Origin of the sequence: Pseudomonas mandelii (assembly GCF_002251635.1) — a bacterium.
GTDB classification, from domain to species: Bacteria; Pseudomonadota; Gammaproteobacteria; order Pseudomonadales; family Pseudomonadaceae; genus Aquipseudomonas; species Aquipseudomonas mandelii_B.
The window spans coordinates 14,127-35,615 of record NZ_NMOJ01000183.1; the positions used below are offsets into that span (position 1 = coordinate 14,127).

22 protein-coding genes and 1 other RNA gene are annotated in these 21,489 nt (G+C 59.0%); 17 read left to right on the forward strand and 6 right to left on the reverse strand.

Annotated features, from left to right (window positions below):
• The first annotated feature begins 11 nt into the window (after positions 1 to 11).
• Positions 12 to 1,367: a tryptophan--tRNA ligase gene (locus B7L09_RS22590; protein WP_094470716.1), complete on the forward strand. Its 1,356-nt coding sequence runs from the start codon at positions 12 to 14 to the stop codon at positions 1,365 to 1,367.
• A 92-nt stretch (positions 1,368 to 1,459) separates the two neighbouring features.
• Positions 1,460 to 2,554 carry a cell division protein ZapE gene (gene zapE, locus B7L09_RS22595; protein WP_094470717.1) on the forward strand — a complete coding sequence of 365 codons (1,095 nt, stop codon included), beginning with the start codon at positions 1,460 to 1,462 and terminating at the stop codon, positions 2,552 to 2,554.
• Positions 2,555 to 2,750: 196 nt separating this feature from the next.
• On the opposite strand, the gene B7L09_RS22600 is transcribed toward zapE, so the two are convergent.
• Positions 2,751 to 3,671 carry a GlxA family transcriptional regulator gene (locus tag B7L09_RS22600; protein WP_176457750.1) on the reverse strand — a complete coding sequence of 307 codons (921 nt, stop codon included), beginning with the start codon at positions 3,669 to 3,671 and terminating at the stop codon, positions 2,751 to 2,753.
• A 219-nt stretch (positions 3,672 to 3,890) separates the two neighbouring features.
• On the opposite strand from B7L09_RS22600, the gene B7L09_RS22605 reads away from it, so the two are divergent.
• Positions 3,891 to 5,027, forward strand: coding sequence for an acyl-CoA dehydrogenase family protein (locus B7L09_RS22605; RefSeq protein ID WP_094470719.1), 1,137 nt, complete (start codon positions 3,891 to 3,893; stop codon positions 5,025 to 5,027).
• Positions 5,028 to 5,130: 103 nt separating this feature from the next.
• Here the strand turns inward: B7L09_RS22605 and B7L09_RS22610 are convergent, their stop codons facing one another.
• Positions 5,131 to 6,171 (reverse strand): NADP(H)-dependent aldo-keto reductase, encoded by a 1,041-nt coding sequence (locus B7L09_RS22610; RefSeq protein ID WP_094470720.1) that lies wholly within the window; start codon positions 6,169 to 6,171, stop codon positions 5,131 to 5,133.
• Between the two features lie 248 nt (positions 6,172 to 6,419).
• On the opposite strand from B7L09_RS22610, the gene rplM reads away from it, so the two are divergent.
• The 7 genes from rplM to B7L09_RS22645 all read left to right on the forward strand — a co-directional run bounded on the left by rplM (position 6,420) and on the right by B7L09_RS22645 (position 11,308).
• A complete protein-coding gene (gene rplM, locus B7L09_RS22615) occupies positions 6,420 to 6,848 on the forward strand; it encodes a 50S ribosomal protein L13 (protein ID WP_094470721.1) in 429 nt (142 codons plus the stop codon).
• 14 nt (positions 6,849 to 6,862) lie between these two features.
• Positions 6,863 to 7,255, forward strand: coding sequence for a 30S ribosomal protein S9 (gene rpsI, locus B7L09_RS22620; protein WP_003216038.1), 393 nt, complete (start codon positions 6,863 to 6,865; stop codon positions 7,253 to 7,255).
• A 267-nt stretch (positions 7,256 to 7,522) separates the two neighbouring features.
• Positions 7,523 to 8,116 carry a ubiquinol-cytochrome c reductase iron-sulfur subunit gene (gene petA / locus B7L09_RS22625; protein ID WP_094470722.1) on the forward strand — a complete coding sequence of 198 codons (594 nt, stop codon included), beginning with the start codon at positions 7,523 to 7,525 and terminating at the stop codon, positions 8,114 to 8,116.
• Entirely contained in the window at positions 8,116 to 9,327 is a 1,212-nt protein-coding gene (locus B7L09_RS22630; RefSeq protein WP_094470723.1) for a cytochrome b, read from the forward strand. Before petA ends, B7L09_RS22630 begins: the two co-directional genes overlap by 1 nt.
• Positions 9,327 to 10,109 (forward strand): cytochrome c1, encoded by a 783-nt coding sequence (locus tag B7L09_RS22635; RefSeq protein ID WP_094470724.1) that lies wholly within the window; start codon positions 9,327 to 9,329, stop codon positions 10,107 to 10,109. Before B7L09_RS22630 ends, B7L09_RS22635 begins: the two co-directional genes overlap by 1 nt.
• Positions 10,110 to 10,259: 150 nt before the next feature.
• Complete coding sequence (locus B7L09_RS22640) at positions 10,260 to 10,877, forward strand: glutathione S-transferase N-terminal domain-containing protein (RefSeq protein WP_094470725.1); 618 nt, start codon at positions 10,260 to 10,262, stop codon at positions 10,875 to 10,877.
• 17 nt (positions 10,878 to 10,894) lie between these two features.
• Entirely contained in the window at positions 10,895 to 11,308 is a 414-nt protein-coding gene (locus B7L09_RS22645) for a ClpXP protease specificity-enhancing factor (RefSeq protein ID WP_094470726.1), read from the forward strand.
• A 98-nt stretch (positions 11,309 to 11,406) separates the two neighbouring features.
• Here B7L09_RS22645 and B7L09_RS22650 read toward each other — a convergent pair whose 3' ends face one another.
• The 4 genes from B7L09_RS22650 to B7L09_RS22665 form a co-directional block, all read right to left on the reverse strand.
• On the reverse strand, positions 11,407 to 11,985 hold the full coding sequence (locus B7L09_RS22650; protein ID WP_094470727.1) for a BON domain-containing protein: 579 nt from the start codon (positions 11,983 to 11,985) through the stop codon (positions 11,407 to 11,409).
• A complete protein-coding gene (locus B7L09_RS22655; RefSeq protein WP_003216190.1) occupies positions 11,982 to 12,575 on the reverse strand; it encodes a phosphoheptose isomerase in 594 nt (197 codons plus the stop codon). The genes B7L09_RS22650 and B7L09_RS22655 overlap by 4 nt, the downstream gene beginning before the upstream one ends.
• Positions 12,576 to 12,679: 104 nt before the next feature.
• Positions 12,680 to 13,042, reverse strand: coding sequence for a YraN family protein (locus tag B7L09_RS22660; protein WP_094470728.1), 363 nt, complete (start codon positions 13,040 to 13,042; stop codon positions 12,680 to 12,682).
• Complete coding sequence (locus tag B7L09_RS22665; RefSeq protein ID WP_094470729.1) at positions 13,042 to 14,853, reverse strand: penicillin-binding protein activator; 1,812 nt, start codon at positions 14,851 to 14,853, stop codon at positions 13,042 to 13,044. The genes B7L09_RS22660 and B7L09_RS22665 overlap by 1 nt, the downstream gene beginning before the upstream one ends.
• Before the next feature lie 175 nt (positions 14,854 to 15,028).
• Between B7L09_RS22665 and rsmI the strand changes: the two genes are divergently transcribed.
• The 7 genes from rsmI to B7L09_RS22700 all read left to right on the forward strand — a co-directional run.
• A complete protein-coding gene (rsmI, locus tag B7L09_RS22670) occupies positions 15,029 to 15,934 on the forward strand; it encodes a 16S rRNA (cytidine(1402)-2'-O)-methyltransferase (protein WP_167362276.1) in 906 nt (301 codons plus the stop codon).
• A gap of 76 nt (positions 15,935 to 16,010) precedes the next feature.
• Positions 16,011 to 16,364: RNase P RNA component class A (gene rnpB, locus B7L09_RS22675), an RNA gene on the forward strand.
• A 353-nt stretch (positions 16,365 to 16,717) separates the two neighbouring features.
• Positions 16,718 to 17,173 carry a division/cell wall cluster transcriptional repressor MraZ gene (mraZ, locus tag B7L09_RS22680; protein ID WP_008147486.1) on the forward strand — a complete coding sequence of 152 codons (456 nt, stop codon included), beginning with the start codon at positions 16,718 to 16,720 and terminating at the stop codon, positions 17,171 to 17,173.
• Entirely contained in the window at positions 17,170 to 18,117 is a 948-nt protein-coding gene (rsmH, locus tag B7L09_RS22685) for a 16S rRNA (cytosine(1402)-N(4))-methyltransferase RsmH (protein ID WP_438269341.1), read from the forward strand. Before mraZ ends, rsmH begins: the two co-directional genes overlap by 4 nt.
• Positions 18,114 to 18,407: a cell division protein FtsL gene (gene ftsL / locus B7L09_RS22690; RefSeq protein WP_094470730.1), complete on the forward strand. Its 294-nt coding sequence runs from the start codon at positions 18,114 to 18,116 to the stop codon at positions 18,405 to 18,407. The genes rsmH and ftsL overlap by 4 nt, the downstream gene beginning before the upstream one ends.
• Positions 18,407 to 20,146 carry a peptidoglycan D,D-transpeptidase FtsI family protein gene (locus tag B7L09_RS22695; protein WP_176457751.1) on the forward strand — a complete coding sequence of 580 codons (1,740 nt, stop codon included), beginning with the start codon at positions 18,407 to 18,409 and terminating at the stop codon, positions 20,144 to 20,146. Before ftsL ends, B7L09_RS22695 begins: the two co-directional genes overlap by 1 nt.
• A partial coding sequence (locus B7L09_RS22700; protein WP_094470732.1) for a UDP-N-acetylmuramoyl-L-alanyl-D-glutamate--2,6-diaminopimelate ligase occupies positions 20,146 to 21,489 on the forward strand: 1,344 nt, incomplete at its 3' end. The genes B7L09_RS22695 and B7L09_RS22700, both read left to right, overlap by 1 nt.

Sequence of the window (21,489 nt, forward strand, 5' to 3'; positions counted from 1 at the left end):
AGCGATTACCCATGACGACTCGTACCCGTATCCTCACCGGCATCACCACCACCGGCACGCCACACCTGGGCAACTACGCCGGTGCGATCCGCCCGGCGATTCTCGCCAGCCAGGACGCCAATGCCGACTCTTTCTACTTCCTGGCCGATTACCACGCCCTGATCAAATGCGATGACCCGCAGCGCATCCAGCGCTCGCGTATGGAAATTGCCGCGACCTGGCTGGCCGGTGGCCTGGATGTGAACCGGGTGACCTTCTACCGCCAGTCCGACATCCCGGAAATCCCCGAGCTGACCTGGCTGCTGACCTGTGTTGCCGCCAAGGGCCTGCTCAACCGTGCCCACGCCTATAAAGCGTCGGTGGACAAGAACGTCGAAAGCGGCGAAGACCCGGATGCGGGCATCACCATGGGCTTGTACAGCTACCCGGTGCTGATGGCGGCGGACATCCTGATGTTCAACGCGCACAAGGTGCCGGTCGGCCGTGACCAGATCCAGCACGTGGAAATGGCCCGCGACATCGGCCAGCGTTTCAACCACCTGTTCGGCAACGGTAAAGAATTCTTCACCATGCCCGAGGCGTTGATCGAAGAAAGCGTCGCCACCTTGCCAGGCCTCGATGGCCGCAAGATGTCCAAGAGCTACGACAACACTATCCCGTTGTTCACCAGCGCCAAGGACATGAAAGACGCGATCTCGCGGATCGTCACCGACTCCCGCGCGCCCGGCGAGTCGAAAGATCCGAGCAAATCGCACCTATTNACCTTGTTCCAGGCCTTTGCCACGCCAGCACAATCCGACGAGTTCCGCAGCGAACTGTTGCAGGGACTGGGTTGGGGCGAGGCGAAAAATCGTCTGTTCCAACTGCTGGACAGCGAGCTGGGCGAGTCCCGCGAGCGTTATCACCAGCTGATCGAGCGCCCGGCGGACCTGGAAGACATCCTGCAGACCGGCGCCAAAAAGGCCCGTTCGGTCGCCACGCCGTTCCTCAACGAACTGCGTGAAGCGGTCGGCCTGCGCTCTTTCGTCGCTCAGACCCAAGTCGCTGCCACCACCAAAAAGAAAGCCGCGAAAGCCGCGCGTTTTGTCAGCTTCCGCGAGGAAGACAGCAGTTTCCGTTTCCGTCTGCTGGCGGCCGATGGCGAGCAACTGCTGTTGTCGCGCAACTTCGCCGACGGCAAAACAGCAGGCCAGGTGACCAAGCAGCTGCAATCGGGTCAGCCGTTGGATGTGCGCAGTGAGGAGCAGAGCTTCAGCGTCTGGCTGGAAGGCGAGTGCGTGGCCGACAGCCCGACCTTTGCTGACAACGCCGCTCGCGACGTTGCCATCGACGCCCTGCGGGTTGCGCTGACGCCGGTTCAGGAATAAATCAACGGCTCGACCCGACCAAGGGCCGATTGCCATTCCCACGGGCCGTCGCTACAGTGACGGCCCGTTTTTGTTGCCTTGCTAACGAAATTATGACGCCCCTAGAACGATATCAAGCTGATCTGAAACGCCCTGAATTCTTCCATGACGCGGCCCAGGAAACGGCGGTGCGTCATTTGCAGCGCCTGTACGACGACCTGGTCGCGGCCTCGCAAAACAAGCCNGGCCTGCTCGGCAAACTGTTTGGCAAGAAAGATCAGGCACCGGTCAAGGGCCTGTATTTCTGGGGTGGCGTGGGCCGGGGCAAGACGTACCTGGTCGACACCTTCTTTGAAGCGCTGCCGTTCAAGGAAAAGGTGCGTACGCACTTTCACCGCTTCATGAAGCGTGTGCACGAAGAAATGAAGACCCTGCCGGGTGAGAAAAACCCGCTGACCATCATCGCCAAGCGCTTCTCGGACGAAGCCCGGGTGATCTGCTTCGATGAATTCTTCGTGTCCGATATCACCGACGCGATGATTCTCGGCACGCTGATGGAAGAGTTGTTCAAGAACGGCGTGACCCTGGTCGCTACGTCGAACATCGTGCCTGACGGCTTGTACAAGGACGGCCTGCAACGTGCGCGCTTCCTGCCGGCCATCGCGCTGATCAAGCAGAACACCGAGATCGTCAACGTCGACAGTGGCGTTGATTACCGCCTGCGCCATCTTGAGCAAGCGGAGCTGTTCCACTTCCCGCTGAACGAAGCGGCNCACGAAAGCCTGCGTAAAAGCTTCCGCGCCCTGACACCGGAATGCACGGCCGCCATCGAGAATGACGTGCTGATGATCGAGAACCGCGAAATCCGCGCCGTGCGTACCTGTGATGACGTGGCCTGGTTCGACTTCCGCCAATTGTGCGACGGGCCGCGTAGCCAGAACGATTACATCGAGCTGGGCAAAATCTTCCACGCGGTGATCCTGAGCGGCGTGGAACAGATGAGCGTCACCACCGACGACATCGCGCGCCGGTTTATCAACATGGTCGACGAATTCTACGACCGTAACGTCAAGCTGATCATCTCGGCCGAGGTCGAACTCAAGGACCTCTACACCGGCGGTCGCTTGAACTTCGAATTCCAGCGGACGCTGAGTCGCTTGCTGGAAATGCAGTCGCACGAATTCCTGTCCCGGGCGCACAAGCCGTAGGATTATTCGGAAAATAAAAAAAGGGGCCTGCACATGCAGGCCCTTTTTTTGAGCTCAAAACTTCTGAAGCACCACAAACCCTGTGGGAGCGGGCTTGCTCGCGAAAGCGGAGTGTCAGTCGACATCAATGTTGAATGTCAGTCCGCATTCGCGAGCAAGCCCGCTCCCACAGTTAATTTGTGTTGGGTTCTAGGACCTATGCAGCTTGCTGGAATTGCTGCCGATACTGGTTCGGCGACAACTCCGTGTGTTGACGAAACAGCCGCGCAAAGAAGCTCGCATCGTCGTAACCCACCTCATAACTGATGGTCTTGATGCTCTTGCGGCTTCCCGAGAGCAGGCCTTTGGCCGTCTCGATACGCAGCCGTTGCAGGTAATGCAGCGGCTTGTCGCCGGTGGCAGTCTGAAAACGGCGCATGAAGTTACGGATGCTCATGCCGTGTTCCCGGGCGACGTCTTCGAAGCGGAACTTGTCGGCGAAATGCTCTTCGAGCCAGTGCTGGATCTGCAGGATGATCACGTCCTGGTGCAGCTTCTGCCCACCAAAGCCGATACGCCCAGGCGCGTAGCTGCGCTGCACTTCGTAGAGGATGTCGCGGGCCACGGCCTGCGCGATGTTGGCGCCACAGAAACGTTCGATCAGGTAGATGTAGAGGTCGCACGCCGAGGTCGTGCCGCCGGCGCAATACAGGTTGTCGGCATCGGTGAGGTGCTTGTCCTGGTTGAGCTGCACCTGGGGGAAGCGTTCGCTGAAAGCATTGAAGAAACGCCAGTAGGTGGTCGCTTCCTTGCCATCGAGCAGGCCGGCCTCGGCGAGCCAGAACACCCCGGTGGCCTCACCGCAAAGCACCGCCCCGCGTGCGTGTTGCTGACGCAACCAGGGCAGGACCTGTGGATAACGTTGGCAAAGGGTATCGAAATCGTCCCAGAAGGCCGGGAGGATGATGACGTCGGCATTTTCCAGGCCGCCGTCCACCGGCATGATCACATCGCTGAAGCTGCGTACCGATTGCCCGTCGGGGCTGACCAGGCGTGTTTCAAACGCTGGGGTCAGGCCCAGGCCTTGCTGTTTGCCATAACGCAGGCTGGCGAGATGGAAGAAATCCTTGGCTTGCATGAGGGTTGAAGCGAATACCCGATCAATGGCCAAAATGCTGACGCGCCGTAGGGGCGTGGAGATTTGGTTAGACATAATTTCATTTATTCTTATAGGGGAAAGTGGTCACCAGACGGCTGGATCGTCTTATTTTTTGTCTGATGTGTCCAGTGTCCTGTATCGGGTGCGAGGCTTAGTCTCTGAAGGTCAACTCCCTCTAACAATAACGACAGGTGCCGCATGATCCCCAGAACCTTGTTCAGTTCCGAGCACGAATTGTTTCGCGACAGCGTGCGCACCTTCCTCGAAAAACACGCCGCGCCGTTCCATGGGCAATGGGAGAAGCAGGGCTATATCGACCGTAGTCTGTGGAGCAAGGCGGGGGAGGCGGGGATGCTGTGTTCTCATCTGCCGGAGGAATACGGCGGGCTGGGGGCGGACTTTCTCTACAGCGCAGTGGTGATCGAAGAGGTCGGTCGTCTCGGCCTGACCGGCATCGGTTTTTCTCTGCATTCGGACATTGTGGCGCCCTACATCCTGCATTACGGCAGTGAAGCGCTGAAGCACAAATACCTGCCGAAACTGGTGTCCGGCGAGATGGTCACCGCGATTGCCATGACCGAGCCTGGCGCCGGTTCCGACCTGCAGGGGGTGAAAACCACTGCGGTGCTGGATGGCGACGAGTATGTGATCAACGGTTCCAAGACCTTTATCACCAACGGCTTTCTCGCTGACCTGGTGATCGTCGTGGCCAAGACCGACCCCAAGGCCGGTGCAAAGGGCACCAGTCTGTTTCTGGTGGAGGCTGATACGCCGGGCTTCGACAAGGGCAAGCGCCTGGAGAAGGTGGGTATGAAGGCTCAGGATACGTCGGAGCTGTTCTTCCAGGACGTGCGGGTCCCCAAGGAGAACCTGTTGGGGCAGGCGGGCATGGGCTTCGCTTACCTGATGCAGGAGTTGCCTCAGGAGCGCCTCACCGTCGCCATTGGCGGGCTGGCTTCGGCCGAAGCTGCGTTGAAATGGACGCTCGATTACACCCGTGAGCGCAAGGCGTTCGGCAAGGCGATTGCCGATTTCCAGAACACGCGCTTCAAATTGGCGGAGATGGCGACTGAGATCCAGATCGGCCGGGTCTTCGTTGATCGCTGCCTGGAACTGCACCTGCAAGGCAAGCTGGATGTGCCGACCGCCGCGATGGCCAAGTATTGGGCCACGGACCTTCAATGCAAGGTGCTCGACGAGTGCGTGCAGCTGCACGGTGGCTACGGCTTTATGTGGGAATACCCGATTGCCCGGGCCTGGGCNGATGCGCGGGTGCAGCGGATTTATGCGGGGACCAATGAAATCATGAAGGAGATTATCGCCAGGTCGCTTTGATTTTGCGGTGACTGTCAGGCCCTCATCGCGAGCAGGCTCATTCCTACAGGGGGTGTGCAAAACCTGTGGGACGAGCTTGCTCGCGATTGGGCCTATGAATCGATCAAGGCGCCGGGTTCGGGTGATCCTTGTGAATCGCCTCGATTCCCGCCAGCACTTCATCGGAAAGTTTCAGCTCGAAACTCGCTAAATTGCTTTCAAGCTGCTCCATGGTTGTGGCGCCGATGATGTTGCTGGTCACGAACGGCTGTTGCGTCACGAACGCCAGCGCCATCTGCGCAGGGTCCAGGCCATGTTCCCGCGCCAGCGCAACATAACGACTGCACGCCGCTTCCGATTGCGGGTTGAAATAGCGGCTGAAGCGGCTGTAGAGGCTCAGGCGGCCTTTTGGTGGGCGCGCGCCACCTTCGTACTTGCCCGACAGGAAACCGAACGCCAGCGGCGAATAGGCGAGCAGGCCGCATTGTTCGCGGATGGCGATTTCCGCCAGGCCCACTTCAAAGCTGCGGTTGAGCAGGTTGTAGGGGTTCTGGATCGACACCGCGCGGGTCCAGCCACGGGCTTCGGCCAGGGCCAGGAACTTCATGGTGCCCCACGGGGTTTCGTTGGACAGGCCGATGTGGCGGATCTTGCCGGCCTTCACCTGTTCGTCCAGTGCTTCGAGGGTTTCCTCCAGCGGGGTCAGGTCGTCTTCGTCCTTGTGCTTGTAGCTCAGTTGGCCGAAGAAGTTGGTGCTGCGCTCGGGCCAGTGCAACTGGTAGAGGTCGATCCAGTCGGTTTGCAGGCGCTTGAGGCTGGCATCCAGGGCGTCGACGATGTGCTTGCGGTTGTGGCGCAAGTGGCCGTCACGGATGTAATCAATGGTGTTGCCGGGGCCGGCGATCTTGCTGGCGAGGATCCAGTCGGCCCGGTCGCCACGGCTTTTGAAGTAATTACCGATATAGCGCTCGGTGGTGGCATAGGTGTCGGCCTTCGGCGGCACCGGGTACATTTCTGCTGTGTCGAGGAAGTTGATCCCCGCGGCCTTGGCCCGTTCGATCTGTGCAAAGGCCTCTGCCTCGCTGTTTTGCTCGCCCCAGGTCATGGTGCCCAAGGCTATCGCGCTTACATTCAGATCGGTGCGGCCCAGCTGTCGATAATCCATCGGGTACTCCTTCGGGGAAAACAATCATAAAAGCAGGTTGAATTTTTTTTCGCAATCTGCATAATTGCCCACCTCTTTCTGCAGTGGAAGTGATGCGCCGCCTGCCGAAGAATCTTGCCGTTGAACGGACGCGCCGACCCGAGCCCCCGATAGCGTCTGTATCCGGCTGCCTTTGACTTGTCAAAGTACGCACTATTCAGTAAGATCCGCCGTCTAATTTACAGGGCGGCCCCTGAGGCTATTAAAGAATGACAACTTTTACTGCAAAACCGGAAACAGTTCAGCGCGACTGGTTTGTCGTCGACGCCGCTGGTCAGACCCTGGGTCGTCTGGCCACTGAAGTCGCCAGCCGTCTGCGTGGCAAGCACAAGCCTGAGTACACCCCTCACGTTGACACCGGTGACTACATCGTCGTTATCAATGCCGAGCAGATTCGTGTAACCGGTGCTAAAACCACCGACAAAATCTACTACTCCCACTCCGGTTTCCCGGGCGGCATCAAGTCGATCAACTTCGAAAAGCTGATCGCCAAGGCCCCTGAGCGCGTGATCGAGACCGCGGTCAAAGGCATGCTGCCTAAGAACCCGCTGGGTCGCGATATGTTTCGCAAGCTGAAAGTCTATGCGGGCGCTGTACACCCTCATGCTGCTCAGCAGCCCCAAGAACTGAAGTTTTAACGGAATAGTTCATTATGTCGGCGACTCAAAATTACGGCACTGGCCGTCGCAAAACCGCAACCGCACGCGTTTTCCTGCGTCCGGGCACTGGTAACATCTCGATCAACAACCGCACTCTGGAAAACTTCTTCGGTCGCGAAACTGCCCGCATGGTAGTTCGTCAGCCGCTGGAATTGACCGAGACAGTTGAAAAGTTCGACATCTACGTCACCGTTATCGGTGGCGGTGTAAGTGGTCAAGCTGGCGCAATCCGCCACGGTATCACTCGCGCTCTGATGCAGTACGACGAAACCCTGCGTGGCGCTCTGCGCAAAGCTGGCTTCGTAACTCGCGATGCTCGTGAAGTTGAACGTAAGAAAGTCGGTCTGCGTAAAGCGCGTAAGCGTCCGCAGTACTCGAAGCGTTAATTCGCTTTCGCGTTCAAAAAGAACGCCCAGTTTCCTCGCGAAGCTGGGCGTTTTTTTATGGGCGCGATTTATCAAAGAATTGCGCTGTGACAACTTGCCACAGCCGTAGAAGCCCTATACTGCAAGGCTTGGCAGTGAAGCCCCTCGGTAATTACCTTGTCAGAATTGGGGCTTTTCATTACCATTCGGCAAAATTTTTATAAGTAAAGATNNANACTTAGTAGACGCCTGATTTAACAGGCCAAAAAGCTGATGGGAGAGGACTGAATGAGCAATGACGGCGTGAATGCAGGCCGGCGTCGCTTCTTGGTAGCAGCCACGTCCGTGGTGGGTGCTGCAGGAGCGGTGGGGGCTGCGGTCCCGTTCGTGGGGTCATGGTTTCCCAGTGCCAAGGCGAAAGCCGCAGGTGCACCGGTGAAGGTGAATGTCAGCAAGATCGAACCAGGTCAGCAGATGATTGCTGAGTGGCGCGGTCAGCCGGTGTTCATTGTCCGCCGTACCGAGGAAATCCTGGGGAATCTGAAAAAGATCGAGGGCCAGCTGTCTGACCCGACCTCCAAGAACTCGACACAACCGACCTATGTCGACCCGGAAACGCGTTCGATCAAGCCAGAGATTCTGCTGCTGATCGGTATTTGCACCCACCTGGGTTGCTCGCCTACTTTCCGTCCTGAAGTTGCTCCTGCCGACCTGGGCAAAGACTGGGTGGGTGGCTACTTCTGCCCTTGCCACGGTTCCCACTACGATCTGGCTGGCCGCGTCTACAAGTCACAACCCGCACCGCTGAACCTGCCAGTTCCGCCACATCACTACGAGACCGATGATGTCATTGTCATTGGCGTCGATANGGAGAAAGCCTGATGAGCAAGTTCATGGATTGGGTGGATGCGCGCTTCCCCGCGACTAAAATGTGGGAAGACCATCTCAGCAAATATTACGCGCCAAAAAACTTCAACTTCTTCTATTTCTTTGGCTCCCTGGCACTGCTCGTTCTGGTCAACCAGATCGTCACCGGTGTCTGGCTGACCATGAGTTACACCCCGTCTGCGGAAGAAGCGTTTGCTTCCGTCGAATACATCATGCGTGATGTCGAGTACGGCTCGATCCTGCGCCTGCTGCACTCCACCGGCGCTTCGGCGTTCTTCATCGTCGTCTATATGCACATGTTCCGCGGCCTGCTCTACGGCTCTTACCAGAAGCCTCGCGAGCTGGTGTGGGTCTTCGGCATGTTGATCTACCTGGCGCTGATGGCCGAGGCCTTCATGGGCTACCTGTTGCCGTGGGGGCAGATGTCGTATTGGGGCGCCCAGGTGATCATCTCGCTGTTNGGTGCGATCCCGGTCATCGGTAACGACCTGACCCAGTGGATCCGTGGTGACTACCTGATTTCCGGTATTACCCTGAACCGCTTCTTCGCCCTGCACGTAGTTGCCCTGCCGATCGTGATTCTCGGTCTGGTGGTGCTGCACGTTCTGGCGTTGCACGAAGTGGGTTCGAACAACCCGGACGGCGTNGACATCAAGAAACACAAAGACGAAAACGGCGTACCGCTGGACGGCATTGCCTTCCACCCGTACTACACGGTGAAAGATATNGTCGGCGTAGTCGTCTTCCTGTTTATCTTCTGCTCGATCGTGTTCTTTTTCCCGGAAATGGGTGGTTATTTCCTGGAGAAGCCGAACTTTGAACAGGCCAACGCCTTCAAGACACCTGAGCACATTGCCCCGGTCTGGTACTTCACGCCGTTCTACGCGATTTTGCGGGCGGTTCCGGACAAGCTCCTGGGCGTTATCGCCATGGGCGCGGCCATCGCTGTGCTGTTCGTCCTGCCGTGGCTGGATCGCAGCCCCGTCAAGTCGATGCGCTACAAAGGCTGGCTGAGCAAAATCTGGCTCTGGGTATTCTGCATCTCGTTCGTGATCCTGGGTGTNCTGGGCGTATTGGCGCCAACGCCTGAGCGTACGTTGCTGTCGCAGGTCTGCACCTTCCTGTACTTCGCCTACTTCATTCTGATGCCGTTCTATACCCGGCTCGAGAAGACCAAACCGGTTCCGGAAAGGGTGACTGGCTGATGAAAAAGTTATTTGCTGTACTGATTCTTGCTGCCATGCCTGTCCTGTCCTTCGCGGCCGAACACGGTGGTCCCGAGCTGGAAAAAGTCGACATCGACGTTTCTGACAAAGCGGCCATGCAGGACGGCGCGCGTACATTCGCCAACTACTGCATGGGCTGCCACAGCGCCAAGTTCCAGCGTTACGAACGTGTTGCCGATGACCTGGGCATCCCACATGACGTGATGCTCAGCCACTCGGTGTTCACGGGCGCGAAAATCGGCGACCACATGAGCATCGGTATGCAACCCGCCGACGCCAAGGTCTGGTTCGGCGCAGCACCGCCCGACCTGACCCTGGTGGCGCGTGTGCGCGGTACCGATTGGCTCTACGGTTACCTGAAATCCTTCTANGAAGATCCGTCGCGTCCTTGGGGGGTGAACAACAAGGTTTTCCCGAACGTAGGCATGCCTAACGTCCTGGTTGGCCTGCAAGGTCGTCAGGTTGTCGGTTGCAAGCAGGTTCAGGTCGTTGAAGACGGCAAGAAGCAATATGATCCGTTGACTGGCACGCCTCTGACGCATGAAGCGTGTGACCAACTGACCATCGTGCCCAAGACCGGTGCTCTGACCGAACAGCAGTTCGATGAGAAGGTCAAGAATCTGGTAACCTTCCTGGCTTACTCGGCTAACCCGGTTAAGCTGCAGCATCAGCGCATCGGTACCTATGTGTTGCTGTACCTGGCGTTCTTCTTCGTATTCGCTTACTTGCTCAAGCGTGAATACTGGAAAGACGTCCATTGATAAAGCTGTAAGCAATTGCTGTTAATCTNGCGCGCCCAGGGGCGTCTCTGAAGGTGTAACGAGTCTGGTGATCCAGACGTTACGGGAGGCGTCTTCTGGGCGCGTGCGTTTTTCCGCTTCCGATAATTTCAACAAGCGAGGAGGACCGCCATGGGCGTGACCAATCGGTTGGCCTGTTACTCCGACCCCGCCGACCACTATTCCCACCGAGTACGCATCGTGCTCGCAGAGAAGGGTGTCAGCGCCGAGATCATCAGTGTGGAGGCAGGACGTCATCCGCCGAAACTGATCGAAGTGAACCCTTACGGCAGCTTGCCCACCCTGGTCGATCGTGACCTGGCGTTGTGGGAGTCAACCGTGGTGATGGAATACCTGGATGAGCGTTACCCGCATCCACCTTTGTTGCCGGTGTATCCGGTGGCGCGTGCCAACAGCCGTCTGCTGATTCATCGTATTCAGCGTGACTGGTGTGGTCTGGTGGATCTGATCCTGGATTCCCGGTCCAAGGAAGCCGCCCGCGTCGTGGCTCGTAAAGAGNTGCGTGAAAGCCTGACNGGTGTTTCGCCGCTGTTCGCCGACAAACCTTTTTTCCTCAGCGAGGAACAAAGCTTGGTGGATTGCTGCCTATTACCCATACTCTGGCGCTTGCCGATCCTGGGCATTGAACTGCCACGGCCGGCCAAGCCGTTGCTTGATTACATGGAGCGCCNGTTTGCGCGTGAGGCTTTCCAGGCNAGTCTGTCTGGTGTCGAACGCGATATGCGCTAAGGCTTAAGGAGCCGCTGATGAACTCCAGTCGACCCTATTTGGTCCGCGCGCTCTATGAGTGGATTGTGGACAACGATTGCACCCCGCACATGCTGGTCAACTCTGAATTTCCCAAGGTTGACGTGCCGCAGGGTTTTGCCAGTGACGGGCAGATTGTGCTGAACGTATCACCCAGTGCTGTGCGCCACTTGCACATGGACAACGAAGCGGTCAGCTTCGAAGGGCGTTTTGGCGGCGTGCCGCATACGCTGTTCGTGCCTATCGCATCGATCCTGGGCATTTACGCTCGGGAAAATGGTCAGGGCATGGTGTTCGATCTGGAATCGCCTATGGAAGACGAGGAAGAGATCGAGCCGGAAGATGATGTTCCGCCGCCCGACAGCGAGCCGCCGCGTCCCAGCGGTCGACCCAGTTTGAAAGTGGTGAAGTAATAAAAAAGGCGATCCGCAAGGATCGCCTTTTTTATTACTGTAGGAGCCGGCTTGCTGGCGATGGCGTTTTGGAAANTGCCATCGTCGGTCATCAAATATCAGTCAATGTACTCAAACAACTTCACAATCTTCTGCACACCGGAAACGCTCTGCACCAGATTGGTGGCCTGCGCCGCTTCCTGCTTGGTCAGCAGGCCGAGCAGATAAACGATGCCGTTCTCGGTGACGACCTTGATGCGCGAACCCGGGATGTTCGGGTCGGTGAGCATTTGGGTCTTGATCTTGGAGGTCAGCCAGGTGTCGTTCTGGCGGGCAAGGAAGCCGGAGGGTGGCAGGACCTGCAGTTCGTTATGCACCTTCTTCACGCGCTGGACCGCGGCGGCAGCCTGTTCGGCCTTGGCCTTGAGCTCGGCAGTCGGTGTTTGCCCGGCGAGCAGCACGATACCGTTGAAGCTGGTGACGACGATGTGCGAGTCGTTGTCCAGGGCAGGATCGGCCTTGGCGACGTTCACGCCGACCTTGGTGTCGATCAGGGAGTCATCGATCTTGCTGCCGAAGGTGCGCGTACCGCGGTCATCTTCAATGGGTGCTTCACGGCTGGCTTTAACCACCGAAGTGCAGCCGCTGATGCCGAGGCACAGGGTCAAGGCCAGAAGGCCTAGGCGATTAGGGGTCATTCTTCACTCCCGAACAGTTGGCTGTCGATCAAATCGCACAGGCAGTGGATCGCCAGCAGGTGGACTTCTTGAATGCGTGCAGTGACATTGGCCGGGACGCGGATCTCCACGTCTTCAGGCAACAGCAGCGAGGCCATGCCGCCGCCATCGCGTCCGGTCAATGCTACGACAATCATTTCGCGATCATGTGCGGCCTGGATCGCTTGAATAATGTTTGCCGAGTTGCCGCTGGTGGAAATCGCCAGCAACACATCACCCGGCTGGCCAAGGGCACGGATCTGCTTGGAGAAGATTTCGTTGTAGCTGTAGTCATTGGCGATCGAGGTGATCGTCGAGGTGTCGGTCGTCAAGGCAATGGCCGGCAGGCTCGGGCGCTCGCGCTCGAAGCGGTTGAGCAGCTCGGAGGAAAAATGCTGGGCATCACCGGCCGAACCGCCGTTGCCGCACGAAAGCATTTTGCCCTCGTTGAGCAAGGCATTGACCATGACCTGACTGGCTTGCTCGATGTGCGGTGCAAGTACGTCCATCGCCTGTTGCTTGGTGTCGATGCTGGCCTGGAAAAGCTGGCGAATTCGGGATTGCATGTCCATCTGTGTGACCTTAAGTAGCGCGGCTGTGTGGCACAGGAATGTGCAGCCCGCAAAGCAAAGAGCAAAAGTGTTGGGTATTGGTGTCCGCTTCGGGGCGCAGGCGATCAGCTATCGAAGGCATTCTGCAACCAGTTCAACTGATCGAGGTTGCTGTCGATGGCAACCACGTCGAAGCGGCAGGGGGAATTGGCCCAACGCGACTCGCGCTGAAGAAAATACTGCGCGGCGAAAATCAGTTTCTGCCGTTTGCGCCCNTCGATACTGNCGAGCGCGCCACCCCATTGTGCGTGTTTTCTGTAGCGGACTTCGACGAATACTACTGTATCGCCGTCAAGCATGACCAGATCAAGCTCACCGCGTTTACACAACCAGTTCTGCGCCAGAAGGCGCAGACCCCGTTGTTGAAGATGCTCGAGCGCATGGCGCTCGGCATCTTTACCGCTTTGCTGGCGTGACCTGTCAGGCATCAGCGTGGGGTGTCCGGCAGGCGTTGAACCTGACCGTTGGTGAACTGTGCCCACGGCAACTGGCGCACCACACGCTGGTTCTGAGTCATGCCCAGGCTGCCCGAGAGACCGTCAACGCGCGTGTCCGGCAGTGCCTTGAGTTGGCCCAGGCGCGGTGCCAGGCGGTAGGCGTCCACGCCCATCGCATACAGGCGGCCGAGGCTGCCATTGGCCTGTGGCCATTGCGCGGCAACCTGGTTGCGCAGCGGATCATTGGCGTCCAGCAACCACGGGGTTTCGCAGAAGCGGATGCCATTCATGTCGTTGTATTGATTCACGTCGCCGCTGGCACTGAACACGTGGGACGTCGCATACACCGGCACATCACCGGCGTACTGGAAGTTCAGGGTTGGCTTGATCTGCTGGGCCAGTTGCGGTGTCACGGCCAGGAAGATGAACTCGATGTCCTGACGGCGCGAAGGCTGCGCCGCTACGTCGGTGCCGACGGTGCTTTGCAGGCTCTTGGCGCGGCCTTCGCTTTTACGCAGTTGGAACAGGTCGGCAATCTGCTGGGCCAGTTGAACCGGTTGGTCAACGCGCTCGGTCGCGACGATGCTGCCGCCGTTGGTTTGCCAATCCTGGCTGAACGCTCTCAGCACGCGATCGCCCCATTCGCCTTTCGGCACCATGATGGCAGCGCGATGCAGGCCGTCGGCGCGAGCACGACGAGACACTTCACGGGCTTCGTCTTCAGCGGCCAGACCAAACTGGAACAGTTGGGCCGGACCTTGTTCACCTTCGCTGTAGTTCAGCGCCAGGGTGGTAATCGGCAGTTGCGGGCGCGCGGCCAGTTGTTTGACCAGCGGTTTTTCCAGCGGGCCGACCACCAGTTGTACGCCGGCGGCCTGGGCCTTGGCGTAGAAGTCGTCGATGGAGCTCAAGCGCGAACTGTCATAGAACTCGATGACTGGCGGCTTCTGTCCGGCTTGTTCAGCCTGGTAGTGCGCGGCCATGAAGCCTTCGCGCAGTGCCTTGCCGACCGAGGCCAGCGGACCTTCCTGCGGCAGCAGCAGGGCGATTTTGCTCAGGGGCTGGCTGGCCAGTTCCTTGAGCTTGGTCAGAGGCAGCGGCAATTGAATGGCTGCCGGGTGCTTAGGGTTCTGGGCGCGCCAGTTGTCGATCGCGGCTTGCTGTTGTTCCAGGGTGCCGGCGGTTTTCACCGCCAGTGCCAAGCCCATCCAGCCACCGAGATCATCATTGGTGGTTGGCTGTAGTTGATCGGTTGGCAGCGAGGCGATCAGGGTCCAGATCGCTTCGTGGTTTTTGGCGGCGGCTTCACCTTCGAGCATGGGTGCGATGAAGATGCGCTCCCGTGCGGCGGCCAGCGTCTGCCCGTCGGCCTCAAGGGCGCGAGCATGGACAGTGCCGGTGCGAACCTGTTGCTCGACCGGCAACTCGCTCAGGCGTTGCAGGCTGGGGTGGCTCAAGGCCGTCAACGCCGCCTTGGGCTGATTGCGCGCCATGGCCAGTTCAGCCGCCAGGGTGCTGGCGAAGACTTGTTGGCCGGGCTTGAGTTGTTCCACCGGCACCTGTTGCAGGATTTGCGCGGACTGGCCGGCATTGCCTTGGCGATAGGCCAGGTCGGCCGCGCTCAGGCGCAACAGCGCGGCTTTTTCCGGATCCTTGCTTTGGGTGGCCTGTTCGAGCAGTTGCTCGATACTGGCGTCCGGGGTCCGGGGGAGGTCGCCAAGGCTGGACGAGGGCGAGCTGGCGCAAGCGGCCAATAAGGCAGCGAGGCAGAGGGCGGAGAGCAGCCGCAGGCAAGCGATCATGTAAGTGTTCCTGATACCGATCAAATTAGCGTGGAATTGTACCCAAGCACTGGCCGGGGCGCGATGTTACTGGCGTGAATCGATCAATTTAGCTCGTGCAAATGTTGCAGCGCTGCACAAACGCCTGAAAAACCCGAGGCGGGCGGGGCGATCGCAAGCGCTGCTACGCGCTACAATGTCGCCTTTTACCGATCATGAGGTGTGCGCTTTGACTGCTCCAGGTGCTTTGAATTCCGCTGCTGGCTCGCTTTATGTNGTGGCGACGCCCATTGGCAACCTGGACGACATCAGTGCACGTGCGCTGAAGATCCTGCGCGACGTCGCGTTGATTGCCGCCGAAGACACCCGTCACTCCCAGCGCCTGATGCAACATTTCGGCATTCCCACGCCGCTGGCGGCCTGCCATGAACACAACGAGCGCGACGAAGGTAGTCGCTTTATCACGCGATTGCTGGCGGGCGACGATGTGGCGCTGATCTCCGATGCCGGCACGCCGCTGATTTCCGATCCGGGTTATCACCTGGTGCGTCAGGCGCGTGCGGCGGGGATCAATGTGGTACCGGTCCCGGGTGCCTGTGCCTTGATCGCCGCATTGTCGGCGGCGGGATTGCCGTCGGACCGTTTTATATTTGAAGGCTTCCTGCCGGCCAAGGCTGTCGGTCGTCGCGCTCGTCTTGAGCTGGTCAAGGAAGAGCCGCGCACACTGATTTTCTACGAAGCGCCGCATCGCATCCTTGAGTGCCTGCAAGACATGGAGCTGGTGTTCGGCCCCGAGCGTCCGGCGTTGCTGGCGCGCGAAATCACCAAAACCTTCGAAACCCTCAAAGGCCTGCCGCTGGCCGAGTTGCGTGAGTTCGTCGAGTCGGACAGCAATCAGCAGCGCGGCGAGTGCGTGGTGTTGGTGGCGGGCTGGTCGGTGCCCGAGACCGAGGACGCGGTCAGCAGTGAGGCCATGCGCATTCTCAATCTGTTGCTTGAAGAGATGCCGCTCAAGCGTGCGGCGGCATTGGCGGCGCAAATTACCGGTGAGCGCAAGAATGTGCTCTATCAGGTGGCGCTGGATAAACAGAAGGGCGAGTAAAAACCCGACGCACAGGAGCAGCCAAAGGTGTTTAGCGCTTGTTCTTCGGCCGCTCTGCCGTTAACCTTCGCGGCGGAGAGTCGATTGGACAGTCGCTGCCCTCTATGAAAATTAGGGGGGGGAGGAAAGTCCGGGCTCCATAGGGCGAAGTGCCAGGTAATGCCTGGGAGGCGTGAGCCTACGGAAAGTGCCACAGAAAATAACCGCCTAAGCACTTCGGTGCCGGTAAGGGTGAAAAGGTGCGGTAAGAGCGCACCGCACGACTGGCAACAGTTCGTGGCTAGGTAAACCCCACTTGGAGCAAGACCAAATAGGGTCCCAAGGCGTGGCCCGCGCTGGGACCGGGTAGGTTGCTAAAGATGTCCAGTGATGGCCATCGTAGACGAATGACTGTTCAAGACAGAACCCGGCTTACAGATCGACTCTCCACCTTTTTTCCTCCCTGCTTTAATCGTTGAGCAGGGCGCTGGTAGTAGCATTTTCCCTCCTTCCAGAATCGTTGCCAGAACACTTTCGTAATACCGAAAAAATCTTACTCTTAACAAATTACTTTAACTTTCGAACGCAGCCTTCTGTGCTGATTCAAGTTATCGGGCAAATTCAGCCGTCAGATTGTCGTTACCCCTCCGTTTACCCTCCTAAATCTCCGTTCTGTAAGGCTTTTCCTTGAATCCGCGCCTTGACGGTGTGGTGGGCGCATTCCTATAGTGTGCGCAAGTGGCGGAAAGTGGCACAAAGTGGGTTTTTTGAACGTAAAACGCTAAAATTTGGAGAAACGCATCTGTGTTTCGCGGAGCTAACGCTATCAGTCTCGATGCAAAAGGCCGTCTCGCTATGCCGAGCCGGTATCGTGACGAGCTCGTTTCGCGAAGTTCAGGCCAGCTGATCGTCACAATTGATGCCGTTGATCCGTGTTTGTGTGTTTACCCCCTCGATGAGTGGGAAATTATCGAAACCAAACTGCGCGCACTGCCTTCGCTTCGCGAAGAGAACCGCCGCCTGCAACGTTTACTGATTGGTAATGCCGTCGACCTCGAGCTCGATGGCAGTGGTCGTTTTCTGGTTCCGCCGCGTCTTCGTGAATATGCCAAGTTGGATAAGCGCGCAATGCTGGTCGGCCAACTGAACAAGTTCCAATTGTGGGACGAAGATGCCTGGGATGCTGTTTCTGCAGCTGACCTGGCTGCTATTCAACAACCGGGCGCTATGCCTGATGAACTGCGTGATTTGATCCTGTGACTATTGATAGCGGCTTTAACCACATCACCGTACTGCTTGACGAAGCCGTTGAGGCTCTCGCCGTACGTCCTGATGGCTGCTATCTGGACGGTACGTTCGGGCGCGGCGGGCACAGTCGGTTGATCCTCAGCCAGCTCGGCCCCGATGGTCGGGTCCTCGGATTCGACAANGACCCTCAAGCGATTGCCACCGGGCAAGCGCTAGCGGCCGAAGACGGCCGCTTTGTCGTTGTGCAGCGTAGCTTTGCCGAGCTGGGTGCCGAAGTGGCCGAGCGCGGCATGGCAGGCAAGGTGGCCGGGGTTCTGCTCGACCTGGGCGTGTCTTCGCCACAGCTTGACGACCCGGAGCGCGGCTTCAGTTTCATGAACGACGGCCCGCTGGACATGCGCATGGACCCGTCCCGCGGGATCAGCGCTGCCGAATTCGTCAATACTGCACCGGTGGAAGAAATCGCCCGCGTATTCAAGGAATACGGCGAAGAGCGCTTCGCTGGCCGTATGGCGCGCGCGGTTGTCGAGCGCCGCGAAATCCAGCCGTTTGAACGCACCGCCGACCTGGCTGAAGTGCTGAAAGTCGCCAACCCGGCGTGGGAAAAGGGCAAGAACCCTGCGACCCGCGCATTCCAGGGCCTGCGCATTCACGTCAATAACGAACTGGGCGATCTGGAAGCCGGCCTCGAAGCCGCACTGGAAGCCCTGGAAGTGGGCGGTCGCCTGGTGGTGATCAGCTTCCACTCCCTGGAAGACCGCATCGTCAAGCTGTTCATGCGCAAACTGGTAAAAGGCGAGNCCGATAACCTGCCGCGCAACCTGCCGGTCCGTCACGTTGCGTTCGAACCGATCATCAAAATCCATGGCAAAGCGCAGTTCGCTTCCGAAGCCGAACTCAAGGCCAACCCACGTTCCCGTAGCGCCGTCATGCGCGTCGCGGAGAAGCTGCGGTGAGCAAGCTTTTCGCCAAGCCNCTTCCCGGCGGAAGCTTTTTCATGCTGCTGCTGTTTATTGGCGTGCTCGTGTCGGCCATCGGCGTGTCGTACAGCGCCCACTGGAACCGTCAGTTGCTGAACTCGCTGTACGCCGAGTTGAGCGTGCGCGACAAGGCGCAGGCGGAGTGGGGCCGGTTGATTCTCGAGCAGAGCACCTGGACTGCGCACAGCCGTATCGAAGTGCTGGCCACCGAGCAACTGAAGATGCGCATTCCNGGCGCGGCTGAAGTTCGCATGGTGGCGCCATGATGAAACTTGAAGGCGCACTCTACCCATGGCGCTTCCGCCTGGTGCTGGGCTTGCTTGGTGTCATGGTTGCGGCGATTTGCTGGCGCATCATCGACCTGCAAGTCGTCGACCGTGCCTTCCTTAAAGGTCAGGGCGATGCGCGCAGCGTTCGTCACATNCCGATTCCTGCGCACCGCGGCCTGATCACCGACCGTAACGGCGAGCCTCTGGCCGTGAGTACCCCGGTCACCACGCTGTGGGCGAATGCCAAGGAAATGCAACTGGCCAAAGAGAAATGGCCAGCACTTGCTGCCGCCCTGGGTCAAGACCCGAAAGCCCTGGCCGAACGCCTGGAGGCCCAGGCTAATAAAGAATTCATCTACCTCGTGCGCGGGCTCACTCCTGAGCAGGGCCAGTCTGTACTCGATCTGAAAGTACCGGGTGTCTACGGCATCGAGGAGTTTCGTCGTTTCTACCCGGCCGGTGAAACCACCGCGCATATGGTTGGTTTTACCGACATCGATGACCATGGCCGTGAAGGCGTAGAGCTGGCCTACGATGAATGGCTGGCCGGCGTTCCCGGTAAGCGGCAGGTCATCAAGGATCGGCGCGGCAGACTGATCAAGGATGTCCAGGTCACCAAAAACGCCAAGGCTGGTAAGCCCTTGGCGTTGTCGATTGACCTGCGCCTGCAATACCTGGCCAACCGCGAACTGCGTAACGCGATCATCGAAAACGGCGCCAAGGCCGGCAGCCTGGTGATCATGGACGTGAAGACCGGCGAGATCCTCGCCATGGTCAACCAGCCGACCTACAACCCGAACAACCGTCGCAACCTGCAACCGGCGATGATGCGTAACCGCGCGATGATCGATGTGTTCGAACCTGGTTCGACCATGAAAGCCATCTCCATGAGTGCCGCCCTGGAAACCGGGCGCTGGAAGCCGAGCGACAAAGTCGAGGTTTACCCGGGCACCCTGCAGATCGGTAAATACACCATCAAGGACGTCTCCAAGACCGAAGGTCCGGTGCTCGACCTGACCGGCATCCTGATCAATTCCAGTAACGTCGGCATGAGTAAGGTCGCGTTCGATATCGGCGGCGAAACCATTTTCCGCCTTGCGCAGAAGGTCGGCCTCGGCCAGGACACCGGTCTCGGCTTCCCGGGTGAGCGCGTCGGCAACCTGCCGAACTACCGCGAATGGCNAAAGGCCGAGACCGCCACGCTGTCCTACGGCTACGGCCTGTCGGTGACCGCGATCCAGTTGGTCCACGCCTTCTCGGCCCTGGCCAACAACGGTCGCCTCGCACCGCTGACCCTGATCAAAACCGACAAACCAGCGCAAACCACACAAGTGCTGCCGGAAGCCGTCGCGAAAACCATGCAAGGCATGTTGACCCAGGTGATCGAGGCACCGCGCGGCGTATTCCGTGCCCAGGTGCCGGCGTATCACGTGGCAGGCAAGTCGGGCACTGCACGCAANACGTCAGTGGGCACCAAAGGCTACGCCGAGAATTCCTACCGCTCGCTGTTCGCCGGCTTCGGCCCGATGAGCGATCCGCGTTACGCAATCGTGGTGGTGATCGATGAACCGACCAAGGCCGGTTACTTCGGTGGCCTGGTATCGGCGCCCGTGTTCAGCAAAGTGATGTCCGGCACCCTGCGCCTGATGAACATCACGCCGGACAACTTGCCGCCGACTCAACAAGCGAACGCGNCACCGGCCGCTGCTGCCAAAGCCAATGGAGGGCGCGGCTAATGTCTTTGAGCCTGAACAAGATTTTCGCCCACGCCGGCCGCGATCTATTGATCCGCGAGCTGACCCTGGACAGCCGCAACGTGCGGGCTGGCGATCTGTTTCTCGCCGTNCCTGGCGGCAAGTTCGATGGCCGTGCGCACATTGCGGATGCCTTGCAACGCGGTGCGGCCGCCGTCGCTTATGAAGTGGAAGGCGCCACCGTGTTGCCGATCACCGACGTGCCGCTGATTCCGGTCAAAGGCCTGGCGGCGCAGCTGTCGGACATCGCCGGTCGCTTTTATGGCGACCCGAGCCGGCACCTGAACCTGGTGGGCGTGACGGGCACCAACGGCAAGACCAGCGTGACCCAATTGGTCGCGCAAGCCCTTGACCTGCTGGGTCAGCACTGCGGCATTGTCGGCACCCTGGGCACCGGTTTTTATGGCGCGCTGCAAAGCGGCATGCACACCACACCGAACCCGATTGCTGTGCAAGCCACCCTGGCCGACCTGAAAAAGGCCGGTGCCAAGGCCGTTGCCATGGAAGTCTCCTCACACGGTCTGGACCAGGGGCGCGTGGCTGCCCTGGCGTTTGACGTGGCGGTGATGACCAACCTGTCCCGCGATCATCTCGATTACCACGGCACCATGGAGGCGTATGCCGCCGCCAAGGCCAAGCTGTTTGCCTGGAACGATTTGAAGTGCCGGGTGATCAATCTCGACGACGAGTTCGGCCGTCAACTGGTTGCGGACAAGCGTGAGTCGCGCCTGATCACCTACAGCCTGGAAGATGCCAGCGCCTACCTCTATTGCCGTGAAGCCCAATTTAATGATGAAGGCGTGCTCGCCACCTTGGTCACGCCGCAGGGCGAGCACCACTTGCGCAGCGCACTTCTCGGCCGTTTCAACCTGAGCAACGTGCTTGCCGCCATCGGCGCACTGCTCGGCCTGGATTACGCGCTGGATGAAATCCTCAAGGTCCTGCCGAAACTCGAAGGCCCGGCTGGTCGCATGCAGCGTCTGGGCGGCGGCACTCAGCCACTGGTGGTGGTCGATTACGCCCACACCCCGGATGCGCTGGAAAAAGTCTTGATGGCCCTGCGTCCACACGCCAAAGGCNNACTGCTGTGCCTGTTCGGCTGCGGCGGTGATCGCGATCGCGGCAAACGTCCGTTGATGGCCGAGATCGTCGAGCGCCTGGCCGACGGTGTGCTGGTCACCGATGACAACCCTCGCACCGAAGACCCTTCGCTGATTTTCGATGACATCCGCGCCGGTTTCACCGCTGTGGATAAAGTCACTTTCGTCGCTGGCCGTGGTCAGGCGATTGCCCAGTTGATCGCCAGCGCTTCGGCGGATGACGTG